This is a genomic window from Gimesia chilikensis (genome assembly GCF_007744075.1).
GTDB lineage: Bacteria > Planctomycetota > Planctomycetia > Planctomycetales > Planctomycetaceae > Gimesia > Gimesia chilikensis_A.
Genome location: NZ_CP036266.1, coordinates 3,201,325 through 3,218,972, shown reverse-complemented (window position 1 = coordinate 3,218,972; position 17,648 = coordinate 3,201,325). Strand labels below are relative to the sequence as shown.

The following is a 17,648-nucleotide window of genomic DNA, read 5'->3' as shown; positions in this document are numbered from 1 at the left end:
CAAGAATACCGCCAGTGACCTGAAATAAAATCACCAGTCGTCAGGGCTTAAGTTTTGAACAGGTCCCCTTGTTCAGCTTAAACCGATGCACTCCGACTCAGCCAGATCACGTTTGACCCAGACCTGACTGGGGAGCAGATTTGGCTTTATTGTTCACAGAATTTACATTTTAACCAGCCGATAATTCCAATTTTCTCAAGATCGCGCCGATTTTACCCGGAAGCGTAACCATACGTCCACATAAACAGCAGTTGGATCAGCCAGATTTGAACTGATAGCACTGTTTTTCAATCCATTCAGCCCCCAAATCGAATGTAAGAACTCAGATAAAAACATCAGATTATTCAGGATTCTCTTTGAATATCTGATTTCTTACAGACATGATAAAGCCAGCAGACAGCCTCCCCAAAGCTGGCTGAGACGACAACTTGTTTCCCCGGAAATCCATACCTGATCAATGGAGATTTCAGATGAAGAAATACTGGACTTCAAGTTTCCTGTTCCTCTTTCTGATGTTGATCGGAGTATCGTCTCCCACCTTTTCGAAAGAACCCGCTGTTAGCGGGCAAGAGAGTTCATCATTCCTGGAAGCCTGCCTCCCCAAATTGAACACGAAACAGGGTATCTGCGTCGTATTGGGACCGCTCCCGGATCAACAGGTATCTGAGATCAATCGACTCATTGAACAAACTCAATTTCAGATCTATTTCCAGTCTTCTGATGCAGCACAACTGGCTGAACTCCGCAAGCTGGCAGATCAACGGGGTTATCTGGGAAGTCGTCTGTTTGCTGATGCGGGAACCAATAATTCAATTGCCCTTGCCAGTAATCTGGCCGATGTCGTCCTGGTACCAGTCCCCCTTAAGAATGATCAGACTCGTGCAGAAATTCTCCGAGTCCTGCGTCCACAGGGAACCGCTTATCATTCTGAGGGAGAACTCACCAAACCGATTCCAGCAGGCAACGATGATTGGACGCATCCCTATCACCGTCCCGACAACAATCCTCAGTCAGAAGATCAGAATGCGCGGGCTCCTTACCGCACTCAGTTTCTGGCCGATCCTAAATTTTCCCCCATGCCCGAAGTTTCGGTGGCAGCGGGGGGGGAAAGTCTTCAAAGCCTTCGGGCATATCGCACACAAACAGAATCAGAATGCCATTCTGAATACTTTAATGTGCATCAATGCCTTTAACGGCACGATCCTCTGGAAACGTCCTCTGCCTGAGGGATTCATGATTCACCGTAACACGATGATTGGCACTCCCGATGCCCTTTACATGGCCGATGATAAGTCCTGCAAAATCATCGACAGTGAAACCGGCAAGATCAGGGATGAAATCGTGATCGATCAGAAGTTCTCTGATGGACCGGTCTGGAAATGGATGGGCATGCAGGATGGCGTGCTGTATGCACTGGTCGGAAATAAAGAGGTCAAAGTCGATACCCAGAAATCAGCACGGCGTGGACTGGGGCACTGGCCCTGGGGCATGTGGAAGGGCCATGATTATTCCGATCCGAAAAATGCATTCGGCTTCGGCAGAACTTTCGTGGCGATCGATATCAGCAACAAACAGATCCTCTGGCACTTCAAAGATCAGGACTATATAGACAGCCGGGGCGTCTGTATGAAAAACGGACGCATTTTCTACTACTGCCCAGATAAATTCCTGGCATGCCTGGAGACGAAAAAGGGCAAACAACTGTGGAAGAACAACGATCCCAAGCTTCTGGCTTCAATCGGTTCCAACCAGCGTGCACAACATTATGTGACGGGTTACGCTACCACCACCTATCTGAAATGCAGCGATGACTACCTGTTTTTTGCTGGTCCACAACGGCTACACCTTGTTTCCGCCTCTGCGGCCGATGGCTACCTGATGTGGGAAAAAGAGCATGGAAATCTGCAACTGGTGCTCAGAAAGGATGGCATCTATGCAGCCGGCCCCAAAGAGACAGGCATGAAGCTGGACTACGCAACGGGTGACGTCCTCGCGGCACTCCCCACCCGCCGTGCCTGTACCCGGGCGACCGGTAGCGTCGACAGCATCTTTTTCCGAACCAGAGGCGGTACTGTCCGACTGGAAACGGCCACCGATTCAGCGCAGCATATCGCCCCGATGCGGCCCCCCTGTCAGGATGGCGTGATCGTCTCGAACGGACTACTGTACTGGGGCCCCTGGATGTGTGGTTGCGAACTTTCGCTTTATGGTCACATCAGTCTGGGCCCGGAACAGAATTCGTCCACTCCCGCTGCACAAACGCCCCCGCGACTTACCCGATACACGGATCAGTTGGAAACAGTTGAACCACTTTCAGCGAGTGAACAGGACTGGACCGCTTTCCGAGGTGATGCCCGACAATCTTCCAGCACCAACGTCGCAATCCCCGTGAAAACAAAACAGGTATGGACCACGAAAGTTGTCAGTAACGCTCTCCCTACAGCCCCGGTTGTGGCAGGAGACTTGATTTTTGTCGGAGACCGCAATGGGGCAATCTCTGCTTTCGACCTGGAAGGGAAACCGGTCTGGAAACGCTATACCGGCGGAGCGATCTACTATCCTCCCACAATCGCACAGGACCGCCTGTTTGTGGGCTCAGCTGACGGACGCGTCTATGCGTATGCGGCCAGAACAGGCGAACCACTCTGGTCATTTCGCGTGGCTCCCACAGTCCGCTGGATCCCCGTGTATGGTAAGCTGATCTCGACGTGGCCCGTTTCCGGTGGAGTCGTCGTCCACGATAACACCTTATACGCAGCAGCGGGTATCGCTCACTTTGACGGCACTCACCTGGTTGCCCTGGATCCTATCTCAGGAGAACTCAAGCAGGAAAATAATACCTCGGGAGTTCTGTCCCCCACGGTCAACAGTGGCATCAGCCTGCAGGGAAGCCTGTATGTAGCTGACGATGAACTCCGTTTCCTGGCCGGAGGCGTGTATGAGCTTGCCCGTTATGATCTCAAAACTCTTAAGTGCCTCAACGCGCCGCGTTCCGAGGTCACCTCTCAATACCGTACCGCCTTTTATCCCTACTATCCTGAATATGGCAAATACCTGTCGATCGAACATACCCTCGCCGACCGCAGGGAACTCGTGCATGATGCCAGTTATGAAGGCAGTGTATTTACCAACCTGACGCTCAAGGAAGCGTTGCCTCCCGGAGCTCCTAAAGAGAAAAAAGAGGTCGCCCGCTGGCTGAGTATGCGGGCACGCAGAACGGGACAGGCAATCAAACGTAAAAACCTCTGGGAAGATCAGCAGCAGCGGCGTTTCACCAGTTTCATTGTGTCTCCCCAGACACTGCTGACAGCCGGACATCCCGACCAACAACCAGAGAAGCCGTTCCTCACCGCCATCGACATCGGAGAAGGAACCGATCTCTGGTCTCATCCTCTGCCAGCACTGGCTGTGAAAGGGGGGACCGCCATCGATTCCCATGGCCGCATTTTCGTCACGCTGGAGAACGGTCAGCTCTGCTGTTTCACTCCGGAATGAACCAGCTTCTAAAGTCTTGTATTGACTTTCAGTGCAGGAGAAAATCCGTTAGGGTAAGGCTGTCGAACGATCTGAATTAACCCGTAAAAGTGAATCCCCATGGCAGCCACGATCCAGCTTTTTCTACCGCAGCAATACTCAGCAACAATTCCAGTGCCCCAGGAAGGATCCACACTGAAAGCTGGAGCCTTTCCTCAGAATCAGACTTGTGATCTGTCAGCGGCAGACATCACCGGACTCTGTGAGCAGACAGCAGCTGATTTTGTGGGATTTCTGGATTTTCCTATTTCAGACTGCGGCTTGCCGCATCCACTGGTATCGGGTCAACTGGAAACTCCGCATAACAGTCTGATCGTGTGCCGTTTGAACGGAGCGACGCTCTTTGGTCAGGCGTGGGACACACTGACTCCCACTGCTGCATCCCTGGCCTTGAATCCCCTGGAACATGCATTGGTCCTGTTCAGAAAAGAGGACTTACAGAACCTGCAGAATCTGAAAGCCAACAACCATCTGCTCTGGCAGGCATTCATTCAACTGATTCAGGCTGAAGCGGACTGCCAGATACTTGATGCCGTGATCGACCTCGACGATTATCATGGATTCCCCCGACATTTACCGGAGCTGGCTCCTCACGAACCCGGCTCGGAATACGAGTGGCTTTATTCACTCCTGCAGGCATATCAGCCAGAGGAGGATCTGCCCAATATCAGCTCCCGCCCTGATGCTAAAGCCGTGAAAGCTGGCCTGCTTTGCATCCATGATTACCTCGAGGAAAGCCATCAATATTCGCAGTCGGTGCAACATGACGGCAGACATCGTGCTGGTGACTACTGGCATCACATCATGCACCGCCGTGAGCCCGACGATTCAAACGCCAAATACTGGAGCAGGGCAGTCGGCCATCACCCGCTGCTCAATGAACTCCCGGACGTCATCGCCCCTTTATTTGCACAGTTTGGGGACAACCAGGTTTTAGACTGGCAGACCCCACTGGTGTCCAGTGGCAAATGGTCGCTGAACGAGTTCGTCGACTGCTGTGCAGAGTCAGCAGCCTCAGGGAATGCCTCCCTCGATACGTTTGCCAGGCAAAGTCAGTGGATCGAAATGCAGCTTTTACTCCAACGGACATCCCTTGATGCGACAACAGGTTAAGAACAGGGGATAATTTCCGCTATACGGAGGATCTCCGGAGTCGGTTACGACCCGCAGGATTCTCATTTTTAAATACGGAATAGAAATTCAGCAGAAATGAGCCCTTAAATTCTGTTGACAGCCGCGTTTGGGCGGTTATGATTTAATTACTTACCGCTCAATCCTCCTGCGACTCTCCTGCGGGCAAACCGAGTGGATATCCATCACTGGGATTTCCTTCGAGATATCGTTTCGCAGGGCCATCATGCGGGAATTAGATTTCCTCCTGATCTCTCCCTGCCGCCGGCAGAGCATACCCGATTGGAACATCCCGACTATGCTGGTGTTCATTTTCGGTGAAGCTTCCATCTGTTACCATTTCACTGAAAGAACCGGATTACAGAGATTCACGGAATCGTCTACCTCGACCGATTCATAGAAGTTAACGGGACCGTTAGTATGTTTGGCTTTCCTGGCTGGATTGAAGTCGTCATTATTCTGGGAATTGTTCTCCTGCTGTTTGGCAAACGTCTGCCCGGCGTGATGAATTCCCTCGGTAGAAGCATTGTCGAATTCAAAAAAGGAGCGAAGGAAGGGGAGGAATCCGATGACGATTCCTCAAAGATCTCTTCGCAGGATTCCTCCAAAGACAGCTAGTCAGGCTGACGAACCGCGACTGCGCGAATCAGAGGTTGAATTCAGTTTCCAATCGCCACAAGGTGCACAGTGCTTTCCAATTTGCGGAACACCTTCATCACCTTCATGATAATTGAGAGGTTAAAACATGTTCCAGACCATCACACACATCAATGCCGTCCCCGCCTTTCTGGGTATGCCTGGCGGTTATGAAATGATTATTGTCGGCATTATTGCCCTGCTGCTGTTTGGCAAACGATTGCCAGAAGTCGCACGCAGCCTGGGTAAGGGGATTGTCGAATTCAAAAAGGGAGTGAGTGGTATCGAGGACGAAGTCAATCAGGCTTCTTACTCACATTCTCAGCCTGAAACACCACGCCCCAAACCGGAAGAACGTTCGGAAGAATTCACTGCTCCGAAATTCGAAGTTCCCAGTTCCGAACCCAAAGAAGAAAAATCAGAGCAGGCTTAGTAAGAAGGCTTTCTGCTCAGAACTTCCACATCCACGATCCGACCTGACGGTTTCGTCAGGTCGACTACGATCGGCTGAGGTGTCACTTGTTGAGAGATGTTGCCGGCGGCATCTCTCGCAACAACTTGCAGATAAAATTTGGAAGGATTCCCGGGGCGAACCGACCAGGTAAACCGCCCCTGGTCCTCCTGCCACTCCACAATCGGCTCCCAGGGACCACCTGGCTGGGTCGAGTAATTGATGGCGATTGGCTTTTCTGCAGGGTTAGGCTCGCTGATATTCCAGGAAATCGTGACTTTATTCGCTTCCCCCCCCACTCCCTGAACCACTGGGTCCAGTTGAATCACCGGCGCCTGACGGTCTACCACAACGACCACATCAGGCTTTTCGCCTGACTTGGGCAGGGCATCGGCCAACCCGGCACCACTGCGAACCCGCAGGGTAAATCCGTAAATTCCATCGTTGGGAACTTCGACCTGGAAGGGACTCTTTTTATCGGGGTCTTCACCGTATTTATACCATTTCTGGCCATTATCTTCTGTAATATAAAGCTCGACAGCTCCCACTCCCGAAGGTCCAACCTCGTCGACCTGGAAACCGATCTGGAACTGAGTCCCGTTCAATACCTGTTTCCGATCAGCCGACCAGTTTTGAGCAGGCATCGGATACCGGTTTTTCGCATATGCAGGCCGTTTTTCGGGATCGTCGGCAACGTACTGTCCTTTGACCGAATCCTGGACGGGAGCCCCCGCTGGTGGAGCGGGATCAAATTGTCCCTCTCGGGGAAAGACCCCGGGCATCTGACGATTCGCCAGCGGAGTAGATGGTTCAAGCGCACCAGGCTGTTCCGGCTGACCGGGTTGCTTCAGACTGGAATAAGGAGCCGGTGAACCCGGATCGTTCTGTGTTAGACTCTGATCGGGAAGCGATCCCTGCGCGATCGGCTGATTGAAATCTGGTAGATCCTGCTTCGGCTTGGGTAATGTGCGGCTGGCTGCAGCCACGACGCGAATCTGTTTCTGGCTGCTCCCCACGTTGTTCGCTCGGTCTTTGATCATGCCTCGTACAGAAACAACGCCCCCCTGCGAAATTGACCAGGTCGTCTGACCTCGGCTGTTAGGGGCAACAATCACACGTTGCCAGTCCTGGCTCCCATTCTGGGCATATTCCAGAACCAGTTTCGTAGGGTCCAGATATTTGTCCTCAGCGTTCCAGATCAGCTGAACTTTTCCCGGAGAAACCTGTTTCAGATCCAGATCGAGCTGGGGAGGGGTGGTATCGATGACCACACGCAGACCAGGTTCGAAAACGCGCCCCGAAGGGTGCAGTTGATTATTGGCATCAAGTGTCCGGACCGAGAACCAGTATTCGCCATCCTGGGTCGCCGTGAAAGGAAATTTCCGCGTCGAAGGAGAGACCGATTGCTGATGATTCCAGCTGACTCCGCGATCAGTCGAGACATAGAGACGAATCTCCCGGGCCCCCAGACGATCAATTTCCGCCTGATCGTAGTGATAAGGAATCCGGAACTGCGTTTTACTGGTAAAGACAGGCGGTGCCGTCGCTGCAGAAACAGAAGTTGCAGCGCCACTCCAGATACAGCAACTGATTACCAGTAGTGAAAATAGTCTCATGCCAATGCACCTCCATGGCTGGATGACAATAGAATCAGGCCATCCTGCCCTGGAGCCCCTCCTGCGATTATGGTAACTGATCCAACAGCCATGACGTACGGGAATACTAGTGATGGATCGAACTCTGGCATGACAAGCAGCCTGAAATGGGCCGTACGCTCGCCTGGCGTCGCTTGAACCGTCAATTCAGAATCGACGGACCACTAGTAGACCGAATGCCGACTATCGGAAAATATCGTCCATTCGGATCTTACGACTTGAGACGATCTTTCGGGCTGAAACAGTTGTATCAGTACTGCTCCAACCCGTCAGACTTAAATGGCCAGACTGGTCAGTTATTTATAAAGCCTTGTTGAATCAGGCTTTGCGAAGCTCGGCAATTTTGGCCATGTATTCAGCGGTCAACTTCTGGATCCCTTCCAGATCGCCATCAGCGACCATCTGTTTCGTCACCAGCGAACTACCCAGACCGACGGCACAGGCACCTGCTTTCATATAGGCAGGCAGCGTTTCCAGATCGACTCCGCCTGTAGGCATGAGCGGGATCTGGGGCAGGGGACCGTGCAGGGCTTTGAGATACTCGGGGCCACCGACAAAAGCCGGGAAGACCTTAATTATGTCCGCCCCGGATTCCCAGGCAGTCAGCACCTCGGTGGGTGTAAACGCGCCCGTCATGATCAGCTTATCATAACGGTTACAGAGCTCGATCACATCTGGATTCACAGTCGGAGTCACAATAAACTCCGCCCCGGCCAGAATCGCAGCCCGCGCTGATTCCGGGTCCAGAACCGTCCCGGCCCCCAACAGGATCTTGTCGCCGATCTCACGTTTCACCTGAGCCAGAATATCCAGGACATTGGGGACGGTGAATGTGACTTCAATCACATCCAGGCCCCCGGCATAGATGGCTTTGGAAACATCGACCAGTAATTCACTGGAGGGAGCGCGAATAATCGCCACTGCACCACGATCCATAACCTGTGAGAAATCCGCGTGACGACTCATCTGCTGTTACCCCTGTTTCTCTGATATCTTGATCAAGCTGATAGGAATAGAGTTCGTTTATTACGACTGAAAAGAGAACTGTTCGGCAAATTCCAGGATCCACAAGTCCATGAGATCCTGAAAAGACTGAATGTCAGCCTCTGCAATAAACTGATAATGCGAGCGGTTAAAGGTCTCTTTATTGCGAATGGTTGCTTTAGCAACCAGTTCAATAATATGTGTTTCTGTAAATGGCCTGACAATCATTTCCAGCCGACTGTACAGTGTCTGTGCCTTGCCACGTGACAGATTGACATCATCGCGGGTAATGCGGGATCCCCAGCCCTCTTCACCCATAACTGTATTGAACTGAAAACCGGGGAAGTGATCGGCCAGTTTCTTCAGACAGTTATCAATGTGGTCAGTCAGTTCGAGTCGGTACTGAAGATGAAGATTACGAAACTCCTCCTCGGACATCTTCTTACCGACTTCCTGCCGGGTTTCTTCATCTTTGGCCGCACGCCCCTTATTGATCGCGTGCTTAAGACGTTTTTCAAAGTCCATTCGTAATCCCTGAAATTCAAAACCGGTAGTTATAAGTCATAAATCAAAATTCACTGCCGAGCAGGCAGACTTTTATTATACGTAGTTACTGGCAGAAGAGATCATAAAAGTGATGAGTCTGGTATGCAATGCAAGGCACACCCGTGAGCGACAGTTCTCTGGCGATTCGTCACTTCCCAAATAATGATTCTCGTTCAACTTAAGGTAATATCGACAATGTAAGTCTTACCAGATTCGCTGGAACTGTGAGTGCTCTCTGTGTTCGGGTGTACCCACTCCCTGCTGTGGCCCGGTTGCCTTTCAGGCTTCTGGAAAAACCCAATCACCCCTGTATTTGAGGTGGTTTATTCCAAAATGCCACAATCATGCGATTCACCACAGAACACCTGTTTTGATTTACTACCGTATTTTGCTCGACTTTGGCGCATGATATGCAAGTTCATTTAAACCACTGCCAAGGCACTCAGCCCCAACAGGGCTTGCCTGAATTATGGTTCTTTCCAATAATGAAGAAAAGCTCAGCAGCGTTCAGATGGACTTCACGTTCAAAGGGACGCGATCGAGGTGACTGTCGCAGGTTTAAACTAGGAAAGGCAGAACGAGATTTCCTTCTGCTGATTTTAAAGTGGCTCAGAATTATTTATTACAGGGAAATCAGGCGGCTAAGCAGAAGCTGTTTAAGGAACTCTTTGACGGACACGCCGTTGAGTGGTGCCTGGCAGTTTTACTAATCATTTTTTTGATTTGGGTAATAGTATGGATCGTAGGACGTTTTAGGGAAAATGAAGATCGTCATGTCGATGCGCGTGAATTACTGCTCCAGTTCGCAGAAATGCAACGAGAAGGTGACCTTACCGACGACGAATTCCGATCCATCAAAAAACGGCTTGTTGATTCATCCGATAACAATCCGGAACAAGAGAAGAAAGACGAGTTGTCCGATTCTCCAGATGTGAGTGACCAGCAACATCCCGGTTGAAGGTCAGCTGTGCTTCATCGAGTTCCTGTTTGGAAACGACTGTATCACCCGATTGATTGCCTCTGATATTTATTTCTGATTCTAAATGAGGAACTCATTTCACAAGTTATACCTATCGAGTGATTTGCAGGGAGGCAGAATCAAAACTCACTGGACGTTGAACGCCATAATTTAGTTGACACCGTTGAAGGGAAGCTATGCCCACCGGACGAGATATCACCTCTGGAAAACGTAATTCTTCTGGTAAGAAAAATGCGAACTGCTCTTTCTGTAGAAAAAGTTATCGCGAAGTCGGCCCTCTGGTAGAGGGGCCCGATAATGCCTATATCTGTGGAGAATGTATAGAAGTCTGCCAGTCGATTCTGGAACAGGAGCATCGTCGTCGTGGAACGACTAAAAAACTGTTCAAGAATGTTCCAACTCCCCGGGAAATTGTCACACACCTGAATGACTACGTCATCGGCCAGGAACGTGCCAAGAAAGTCATGGCGGTTGCTGTCCACAATCACTACAAGCGACTGATGCACGCCGAGGAAGCCAGTTCAGATCTAGAACTGGATAAATCAAACATCCTGCTGATCGGCCCCACTGGTTCCGGTAAGACCCTGCTCGCCAAGAGTCTGGCTCGCTACCTGCAGGTACCGTTCGCCATCGGTGATGCGACAACCCTCACAGAAGCCGGTTACGTCGGTGAAGACGTTGAAAACCTGCTCCTCAAGCTGCTGCATGCTGCTGATTTCGATGTAGAAGCTGCCCAGCGCGGAATTCTGTTTATCGACGAGATCGATAAGATCGGCAAAACCAGCCAGAACGTTTCGATTACGCGCGACGTTTCCGGAGAAGGGGTTCAGCAGGCACTGCTCAAGATGCTGGAAGGCACCGTTGCCAACGTGCCTCCTCAGGGTGGCCGCAAGCATCCCGAGCAACAGTACATCCAGCTCGACACCAGCAACATTCTGTTTATCTGCGGTGGTACTTTTGTGGGACTCGAAGACATTGTCGGTAAGCGACTCGGTCGCAAGACGATTGGCTTTGGACAGTCTCATCAGAAGAAAGATCAGGAAAAGTCCAAGAACGACCTGCTGGCCCAGGCCTCAGTCGACGATGTACTTGAATTTGGCCTGATCCCCGAACTGCTCGGACGACTCCCCGTTCTCTCCACGCTCAGTCAGCTGGAAGAAAACGATCTGGTTCGCGTCCTGCAGGAACCAAAGAATTCTCTGGTTCGCCAGTTTCAGAAGTTCTTCGAAATGGAAAACGCCGAACTGGAATTCACAGATGCAGCCTTGCATGAAATTGCCTGTATCGCCCAGAAAAAGAACACTGGAGCTCGTGGTTTACGTAGCGTGATCGAACAAGCTATGTTCGACATCATGTACGAACTGCCCGAGCAGGAAGCCGGCAAAAAATACGTGGTTACTCCGGAAATCATCCGGGGCACTGAACATCTTTTCCCCAAAGATGACTCAGCAGCCGCATAGACTTGCCCCTGGGCAGAATCTATAATGAACCTGAAATGAACAATTTCCCGCCGGAGCAGCCCTCCGGCGGGTTTTCTTATGTGTGGTCAATCGTTATGAAAATTCGTCTGAGCCTTCAAAATGGGTCTAAAAAACTGAAGTCGATGACACTCACAAAAACGACTTTGGTGGGCCGATCAGCCGACTGCGACTTAAAGCTCAAGTCCGATCTGGTAAGCCGTCATCACTGCAGGATCGTGCTGACTGAGTCAGTAGCGCTGGTACATGACCTGGGTAGTTCCAACGGCACCTTTATCGATGGGAACAGGGTAACTCCCAAACGGGATACCAAGTTGCTGCCGGGCTGTGTACTTTCCATTGCTGACGTCAGCTTTCGTATCGATTACGACCCACAGGTCTTTGTGGACGTTGGCTCTACAATCAACCTCAAAAGCGTGGGGGAACTACTGCCGGAGCTGCCTTTTGCCTCCGCTTCAGACGATGTAATTCCCGTCGCAGTGGATCTGCCGGAGAACCAGGACAAATCATCCGGGAAAAAGTCCACCGAAACGGTCACCATCGACGAATACAATCCAGATGCGGAAACTTCAGAAAATAAAAAGACGATTCAATTTCCAGAAATTGAATTAACGGATAAGATGAGGCAGAGTTAAATCTTCTTTGTCACCAGAGCAGGATCCGCAGATGTCAGACAACGATGTACAAGACCTCTTGAAGTTAAGCAAACAGCTCCTAGACTCCATTGATCACAAAGACTGGAACACCTACACCAGTCTCTGCGATGAAGAGCTGACCTGTTTCGAACCGGAAGCCCGGGGGCATCTCGTAACCGGAATGGATTTTCATCGCTTCTACTTCGATATGAACCCGACAGGTCGCCCGCGGCAGTCTACTATCAGTTCCCCCATGGTTTCCATCATGGGAGAAGTTGCTCTGGTCACCTACATTCGCGTGGTACAATCGATTGACGAGCATGGCCACGATCATAGTGCTGCCTGCGAAGAATCCCGCATCTGGCAGAAACAGGACGGAGAATGGCAGCACGTCCACTTTCATCGTTCCACCATCTGAAATACCAACCGCGACAGGCCTGCCCAGTCTAATCATGTTCGCTCAGGCCTGAACAACCATGATTGAGTTAGTATGACCAGCGAAACAGAACCCCGATCCCAAATCGTGATTCTCTGCGCCGATCTGATGTTTCAAAGTCAGATCACCGGTGCCGCCCGTCTCAATGGCTTCTCTTTTACTTGCGTCCTGAGTCTGGCTCAGGCGTTGGGAGAGCTGACAAACGAGTTCCCTCAACTGCTGATCATTGATTTAAATCAGCCGGAAATTGACTGGGAACTACTGACCCGAACGATGCAGCCATATCCGCAATTGACCAGCATCGCATACGGACCGCACGTCGACACAGAAACACTTCAGCAGGCCAGGGATGCAGGCTGTGACCAGGTTCTGCCACGGAGCCAGTTCTCTGCGAATCTCCCGCGATTACTGCAGACAGCATTCTCGACAGACGATTAGCTCAGACCAAACTTTTTCAGCAGGCCCTGGAAGGCTTTTTCGCCATCTTCCAGAGCGACGACGGCACTGATCCGGGTTTCACTGGTGTTGATCATCTGAATGTTGATCTCCGCCTCCGCCAGGGCGCTGAACATTGACTGCCCGACTCCCGTATGGCTGCGAAGTCCAATCCCAACTACCGACAACTTGGCAATCTCTGCCTCATGGCTCAGCTCGGCGTCTCCCCACTCCGAGAGCAGCGGCTCGACCAGTTTCAGGCTTTTTTCCAGCGAGGTGCGCGGCACGGTAAACGAAAGATGCGCCTGCTCCTCCTCGCCCATGTTTTGCACAATCATGTCCACGGAAACACCGCCTTCTGCGACGACGGAAAACAGACGCGAGCATATGCCCGGATTGTCCGGCAGATTTCTGACAGTAACTCGGGACTGACTCTGGTCCAACAGAACTTCACTGACTACGATGTCTTCCATATGGGAGAGTTGATCGACGATCTCCTGCTCCAGTTCTGCTGTTTTCTGCTGGGACTCGTCAGGCTGTCCCTCTCCGGCCTGAATCTGATTCGATGCAAAATCGTAGCTGGTCAAACGGTCCAACTCAAAACCGTTATGGATCACGCGGACTGCTTCATCGCATTGATCCCGGTCGACGAGTACCGTCACCTTGATTTCGCTGGTCGTAATCATCCCCACATTGATATCAGCGTCTGCCAGGATCGAGAACATCCGACTGGCAACACCGTAATTGTTCCGCATGCCACTGCCGACGATGGAAACCTTGGACAGATTGGTTCCATGCTGAATCTTACCGGCACCGATATCTTCAATTGCCTCGCCAGCTGCGGTCAACGTCTCGGCAAGGTCAGACTGAGGTACGGTAAAGGATACCCGTGCCAGGCCCCCCGTTCCCACATCCTGAACGATCATATCCAGGGTAATTTTCCGCTCTGCCATCCGGGCAAAAATGCTGCTCATGATACCCGGCTCGTCCGGAATATCGGTCAGGCTCACCCGAACCTCATCCCTCACAAAGGCCACTCCGGTCACGACCGGAGCCGCATCCAGCGCCTGTGCCGCGATCAGGGTGCCTTCACCATCCGAAAAAGAGGGGCGTACCTTCAGGGGAACTCTGTATTTTTTGGCAAATTCAATAGAACGCGAATGCATCACGCCCGCTCCCAGGCTGGCCAGCTCCAGCATTTCATCGTAAGAGATGCTGGCCATCTGATGGGCCTCGGGAACCACACGGGGATCGGTGGTGAAGACCCCTTCCACGTCGGTATAAATCTCGCACATGTCGGCTTCGAGAACAGCTGCCAGCGCGGTCGCCGTTGTATCACTTCCCCCACGTCCCAGGGTGGTAATATTCCAGTCTTTGTCCCGCCCCTGAAAGCCGGCAGCAATGACGATCTTGCCTTCATTCAAAGCCGCTTTCATCCGCTCAGTCGAGATTGAGATGATGCGAGCCTTCGTATGCGAGGAATCAGTTACTACGCCGATCTGAGACCCCGTCAGACTGATCGCCTCGACCCCCAGTTTATGAATCGCCATCGCCATCAATGCCACTGATTCCTGCTCGCCGGTAGAAAGCAACATGTCCATTTCGCGGGGAGTCGGACGATCGGTGATTTCAGCAGCCAGGCCGACCAGTTCATCCGTTTTTTTGCCGCGGGCGCTGACAACCATCACGACCTGGTGCCCCGCCTGATGCATGGCAGTCGCGCGACGGGCAGCAGCCTGAATCTTACTGGTATCAGCGACACTCGTTCCACCGAACTTCTGGACTATGAGCGACACGTCTCGTCTCCAATTTCTAAACTTCTGATGCTAAAGAACTTGAGTAGGGTAATCTCGACTGGCAGAACAAAACGGCTCCATTCCTGCTGCCCAAGTGCTAGAAAGGTAACAAATCCCCTTTGATTCGTGAATCAACAGGCTGGGGGGATTCCGTAAAACCTGGAAAAGCCCGGAAAACTGACAGGTTCTACCAGTTCAGCCACCACAGTCCCCGGAAATCAGTAGCTGGAACCTCAATAAATGGCATATCGTACACTACCTCAATGGGCAATAAGAGCCATGATTTCATCCGCCACCTTTCGGGAAGCCTCCGGGAGGGCTAGCTTTTGCATAACCTCAGACAATGAATTCCGTTTCGTAGAATCATGCAATAATTCGACCACTGCGGTCTGTAGGTTGTGCGCGGTCACTTCGGCATCAGCCATCTGCTCTACCAGCACCGCAGCTCCTTCTGCCTCATAGAATTGAGCATTAATCAGTTGATGATCGCCGATCGAATTTGGGTAGGGAATTAATACCGTCGGACATCCCGTACAGGCCAGCTCTGCCAGAGTCGTAGCTCCCGCCCGCGAAATCACCAGATCGGCCTTCGAATACCATTCCGCCAGATCATTAATAAATGGCTCAACGGTTACGCGCAATTCGGAATCGTGTTTCTGAAGTTTCTGATATTCCTGCACCGCATACTTCCAGTCTGTCTCACCTGTCTGATGCACGACATGCAGTCTGCGAGGCAGGGCATCTCGCCCCTGTTCCAGCAAAGAGAGTACCGCCTGATTCACCGCTCGTGCCCCCTGGCTGCCACCTAGAACCAGCAACAATATCTCTGATGGTTCGCTCTTTGGGGTGGTTTCAAGATGCGTCATCTGCTCACGCACCGGATTGCCAGTAAAGGCAATCAGAGGCCTTCCAGAGTGAGGCTTGGGAAGACGGGTTTCGGCAAACGAAGTACAGATAACATTGGCGCGAGAGAACAGAAACCGGTTGGCTCGACCGGGAATGATGTTTTGCTCCAACAACACGATCGGAATATTAAGCCAGCTGGCAGCCATAATCAGAGGCACACTGGCAAACCCACCCAGTCCAATCACCGCAGCCGGTCGTTCCGCCCGCAAAATCCGCCGCGCCTGCAGACAGGCACGTCCGTTATTCCAGAAGAAGCTCCAGGGAGCGCTTTTCAACTCATTACTGGGAGAAGAAGCCAGTCCGAGATGCTGATATCCCGAACGTTCAATAATCTGCTGCTCAACCGGTCGATTGGAACCAATAAATGTTATCGAAAAGTCGTCCATTGAGGCGAGTTGTTCTGCTACCGCAATTCCGGGAAGCAGATGACCGCCAGTGCCACCGCCGGCAAAAATAAGAGATCGTTTCTTAAGACGGGATTCGGTCATCATCGTGGACGCTACCGGACAAGGATTTCAAACTGAGATCAGACAGCTCAGCATAGAATATGTCATAGGAAAATCCCAGTCACTCTTTTTCCAGCTCTTCATCCTCGCACTCTTCATCTTCGCACTCTTCATCTTCGCACTCTTCATCTTCGCACTCTTCATCTTCGCACTCTTCATCTTCGCACTCTTCATCCTCGCACTCTTCATCCTCGCACTCTTCATCCTGGGGCGCTTCGTTGATTGGAAGAGAGGATACTGACTGATCAATGGCAGTCTCAGGATCATCTGACTGATCCAGGGCAGGGTCGATCTGCAGACTCTCATCTGTTCCCGCGCGGGTTAAGCTGACAATAATCCCCAATGAAAGCAGACTGACCATCAGATTCGTCCCTCCATAACTAATCAGAGGGTGCGAAATCCCCTTGGGAGGAACCATGGCTGTGACGACGGCCACATTGATAATTGCCTGCAACACCAGCTGCAGCAAAAGTGTAAAACCCGCAACATAGGCAAAAGACTTCTGATTCTGGGAACGCAGAATATTGAACCCGGCCAGGAACAGACCGATCCAGAGACCTGCAATCCCCAAAGTACCAATCAACCCCAGCTCTTCACCGGCAACAGAAAAGACAAAGTCAGTATTCGCTTCGGGAAGAAAGCTGAGCTTTTGTGCTCCTTTGCCCAGACCGGAACCACTGATTCCGCCAGCCCCCAAAGCCATGAGAGACTGTTTCAGCTGGTATGGCGCCGATTGCCAGTTGGTCCAGGTATCTACAAAACCGGTGATACGTTTCAACTGATAAGGCCGCAATGCCACCAGCATTCCGACCGCAGGAATCGCGCATAACAGACCTATTATAAAATTACGAAGAGGCCAGCCACCTAGGAACAGAGCCAACGCCACGCCCCCCACAAGAAACAGCGAGGTTCCAAGGTCAGGCTGCTTCAACACAAGTGGAATCACGAGGAGCAGGGGAACCAGCAGCGGAATTGTGCCTTTCCACCAATGGTTTAAAAATGCCCGACGCTGGACCATCAATCGCACAGTCAGTAACGGAAGCGCGATCTTCGCCAGTTCGGAGGGCTGCAATGAAACAGGCCCTAATCTCAGCCAGCGCTGAGCACCATTCACCCGCGTCCCGACTCCCGGAATAAGTACCAGCACCAGCAATGCTACGGTTCCCCAGAAGAGCAGGGGCGCACGCTCGTACCAGAATCGGGCTGGCAGCATGGAAGCAATTGAGGAAACTACAACCGCCAGAGCTAGAAAGGTCAGGTGCCGGGACAGGTAAACCTGCTCAAACTCGGTTGGCCAGGATGTAATACTGGCACTATGTACCATTAACACCCCGATCCCCAGCAGCGCGCAAGCCATCGAGATGAACAGGCTGCGATCATGATCAGGCTGAGTTTGCGGCAGGAGTGAGGTAGGTTTCATATTCCGATCTCGAAAATGACACAGAGTGACATCTCTGAAATCGACTATTTTTCGGGCACCTCACCAAAGGTAACCCCATAACCAGACCATGATTTAGAAACATTGCCGCCCGACATGAAT

At 51.7% G+C, this 17,648-nt stretch carries 16 protein-coding genes; 10 read left to right on the top strand and 6 right to left on the bottom strand.

Annotation, left to right across the window (positions count from 1 at the left end; genetic code table 11):
* The first annotated feature begins 470 nt into the window (after positions 1-470).
* From HG66A1_RS31965 to HG66A1_RS12215, 5 genes are all read left to right on the top strand, one after another.
* Positions 471-1,193: a hypothetical protein gene (locus HG66A1_RS31965; RefSeq protein ID WP_197997115.1), complete on the top strand. Its 723-nt coding sequence runs from the start codon at positions 471-473 to the stop codon at positions 1,191-1,193.
* Positions 1,174-3,495, top strand: coding sequence for a PQQ-binding-like beta-propeller repeat protein (locus HG66A1_RS12230; protein WP_197997114.1), 2,322 nt, complete (start codon positions 1,174-1,176; stop codon positions 3,493-3,495). Before HG66A1_RS31965 ends, HG66A1_RS12230 begins: the two co-directional genes overlap by 20 nt.
* A gap of 99 nt (positions 3,496-3,594) precedes the next feature.
* Positions 3,595-4,647, top strand: coding sequence for a hypothetical protein (locus tag HG66A1_RS12225; protein WP_145183965.1), 1,053 nt, complete (start codon positions 3,595-3,597; stop codon positions 4,645-4,647).
* Between the two features lie 438 nt (positions 4,648-5,085).
* A complete protein-coding gene (locus tag HG66A1_RS12220; protein ID WP_145040179.1) occupies positions 5,086-5,283 on the top strand; it encodes a twin-arginine translocase TatA/TatE family subunit in 198 nt (65 codons plus the stop codon).
* 127 nt (positions 5,284-5,410) lie between these two features.
* Positions 5,411-5,734 (top strand): twin-arginine translocase TatA/TatE family subunit, encoded by a 324-nt coding sequence (locus HG66A1_RS12215; RefSeq protein ID WP_187782269.1) that lies wholly within the window; start codon positions 5,411-5,413, stop codon positions 5,732-5,734.
* Here HG66A1_RS12215 and HG66A1_RS12210 read toward each other — a convergent pair.
* The 3 genes from HG66A1_RS12210 to HG66A1_RS12200 form a co-directional block, all read right to left on the bottom strand.
* Positions 5,731-7,368, bottom strand: a complete 1,638-nt coding sequence (locus HG66A1_RS12210; protein WP_145183962.1) for a hypothetical protein — start codon at positions 7,366-7,368, stop codon at positions 5,731-5,733. The two genes, HG66A1_RS12215 and HG66A1_RS12210, sit on opposite strands and share 4 nt — an antisense overlap.
* A 357-nt stretch (positions 7,369-7,725) precedes the next feature.
* The gene (locus HG66A1_RS12205) at positions 7,726-8,373 is read right to left on the bottom strand and encodes a bifunctional 4-hydroxy-2-oxoglutarate aldolase/2-dehydro-3-deoxy-phosphogluconate aldolase (RefSeq protein WP_145183959.1); all 648 of its coding nucleotides are present in this window, start codon (positions 8,371-8,373) and stop codon (positions 7,726-7,728) included.
* Positions 8,374-8,433: 60 nt separating this feature from the next.
* Positions 8,434-8,916 (bottom strand): hypothetical protein, encoded by a 483-nt coding sequence (locus HG66A1_RS12200; protein WP_145183957.1) that lies wholly within the window; start codon positions 8,914-8,916, stop codon positions 8,434-8,436.
* Between the two features lie 625 nt (positions 8,917-9,541).
* Here HG66A1_RS12200 and HG66A1_RS12195 point away from each other — a divergent pair.
* The 5 genes from HG66A1_RS12195 to HG66A1_RS12175 all read left to right on the top strand — a co-directional run bounded on the left by HG66A1_RS12195 (position 9,542) and on the right by HG66A1_RS12175 (position 12,903).
* On the top strand, positions 9,542-9,895 hold the full coding sequence (locus HG66A1_RS12195) for a hypothetical protein (RefSeq protein ID WP_145183954.1): 354 nt from the start codon (positions 9,542-9,544) through the stop codon (positions 9,893-9,895).
* A gap of 197 nt (positions 9,896-10,092) precedes the next feature.
* A complete protein-coding gene (gene clpX, locus HG66A1_RS12190) occupies positions 10,093-11,376 on the top strand; it encodes an ATP-dependent Clp protease ATP-binding subunit ClpX (protein WP_145183950.1) in 1,284 nt (427 codons plus the stop codon).
* Positions 11,377-11,411: 35 nt separating this feature from the next.
* Positions 11,412-12,029, top strand: a complete 618-nt coding sequence (locus HG66A1_RS12185) for an FHA domain-containing protein (RefSeq protein ID WP_145183947.1) — start codon at positions 11,412-11,414, stop codon at positions 12,027-12,029.
* 31 nt (positions 12,030-12,060) lie between these two features.
* On the top strand, positions 12,061-12,447 hold the full coding sequence (locus HG66A1_RS12180; protein ID WP_145040165.1) for a DUF4440 domain-containing protein: 387 nt from the start codon (positions 12,061-12,063) through the stop codon (positions 12,445-12,447).
* Between the two features lie 72 nt (positions 12,448-12,519).
* Positions 12,520-12,903 (top strand): response regulator, encoded by a 384-nt coding sequence (locus tag HG66A1_RS12175; protein ID WP_145183942.1) that lies wholly within the window; start codon positions 12,520-12,522, stop codon positions 12,901-12,903.
* On the opposite strand, the gene HG66A1_RS12170 is transcribed toward HG66A1_RS12175, so the two are convergent.
* The 3 genes from HG66A1_RS12170 to HG66A1_RS12160 form a co-directional block, all read right to left on the bottom strand.
* Complete coding sequence (locus HG66A1_RS12170; protein WP_145183939.1) at positions 12,900-14,696, bottom strand: aspartate kinase; 1,797 nt, start codon at positions 14,694-14,696, stop codon at positions 12,900-12,902. The genes HG66A1_RS12175 and HG66A1_RS12170 overlap by 4 nt on opposite strands.
* 260 nt (positions 14,697-14,956) lie before the next feature.
* The gene (gene murG / locus HG66A1_RS12165; protein ID WP_145183936.1) at positions 14,957-16,093 is read right to left on the bottom strand and encodes an undecaprenyldiphospho-muramoylpentapeptide beta-N-acetylglucosaminyltransferase; all 1,137 of its coding nucleotides are present in this window, start codon (positions 16,091-16,093) and stop codon (positions 14,957-14,959) included.
* A gap of 76 nt (positions 16,094-16,169) precedes the next feature.
* Complete coding sequence (locus HG66A1_RS12160; RefSeq protein ID WP_145183933.1) at positions 16,170-17,528, bottom strand: FtsW/RodA/SpoVE family cell cycle protein; 1,359 nt, start codon at positions 17,526-17,528, stop codon at positions 16,170-16,172.
* Positions 17,529-17,648 lie beyond the last annotated feature (120 nt).

Excerpts from the sequence above, each read along its gene's own strand:
- HG66A1_RS31965 (WP_197997115.1), top strand. The coding sequence starts at position 471 with ATGAAGAAATACTGGACTTCAAGTTTCCTGTTCCTCTTTCTGATGTTG.
- HG66A1_RS12230 (WP_197997114.1), top strand. The coding sequence starts at position 1,174 with ATGTGCATCAATGCCTTTAACGGCACGATCCTCTGGAAACGTCCTCTG.
- HG66A1_RS12225 (WP_145183965.1), top strand. The coding sequence starts at position 3,595 with ATGGCAGCCACGATCCAGCTTTTTCTACCGCAGCAATACTCAGCAACA.
- HG66A1_RS12220 (WP_145040179.1), top strand. The coding sequence starts at position 5,086 with ATGTTTGGCTTTCCTGGCTGGATTGAAGTCGTCATTATTCTGGGAATT.
- HG66A1_RS12215 (WP_187782269.1), top strand. The coding sequence starts at position 5,411 with ATGTTCCAGACCATCACACACATCAATGCCGTCCCCGCCTTTCTGGGT.
- HG66A1_RS12210 (WP_145183962.1), bottom strand. The coding sequence starts at position 7,368 with ATGAGACTATTTTCACTACTGGTAATCAGTTGCTGTATCTGGAGTGGC.
- HG66A1_RS12205 (WP_145183959.1), bottom strand. The coding sequence starts at position 8,373 with ATGAGTCGTCACGCGGATTTCTCACAGGTTATGGATCGTGGTGCAGTG.
- HG66A1_RS12200 (WP_145183957.1), bottom strand. The coding sequence starts at position 8,916 with ATGGACTTTGAAAAACGTCTTAAGCACGCGATCAATAAGGGGCGTGCG.
- clpX (WP_145183950.1), top strand. The coding sequence starts at position 10,093 with ATGCCCACCGGACGAGATATCACCTCTGGAAAACGTAATTCTTCTGGT.
- HG66A1_RS12185 (WP_145183947.1), top strand. The coding sequence starts at position 11,412 with ATGAACAATTTCCCGCCGGAGCAGCCCTCCGGCGGGTTTTCTTATGTG.
- HG66A1_RS12180 (WP_145040165.1), top strand. The coding sequence starts at position 12,061 with ATGTCAGACAACGATGTACAAGACCTCTTGAAGTTAAGCAAACAGCTC.
- HG66A1_RS12175 (WP_145183942.1), top strand. The coding sequence starts at position 12,520 with ATGACCAGCGAAACAGAACCCCGATCCCAAATCGTGATTCTCTGCGCC.
- murG (WP_145183936.1), bottom strand. The coding sequence starts at position 16,093 with ATGATGACCGAATCCCGTCTTAAGAAACGATCTCTTATTTTTGCCGGC.
- HG66A1_RS12160 (WP_145183933.1), bottom strand. The coding sequence starts at position 17,528 with ATGAAACCTACCTCACTCCTGCCGCAAACTCAGCCTGATCATGATCGC.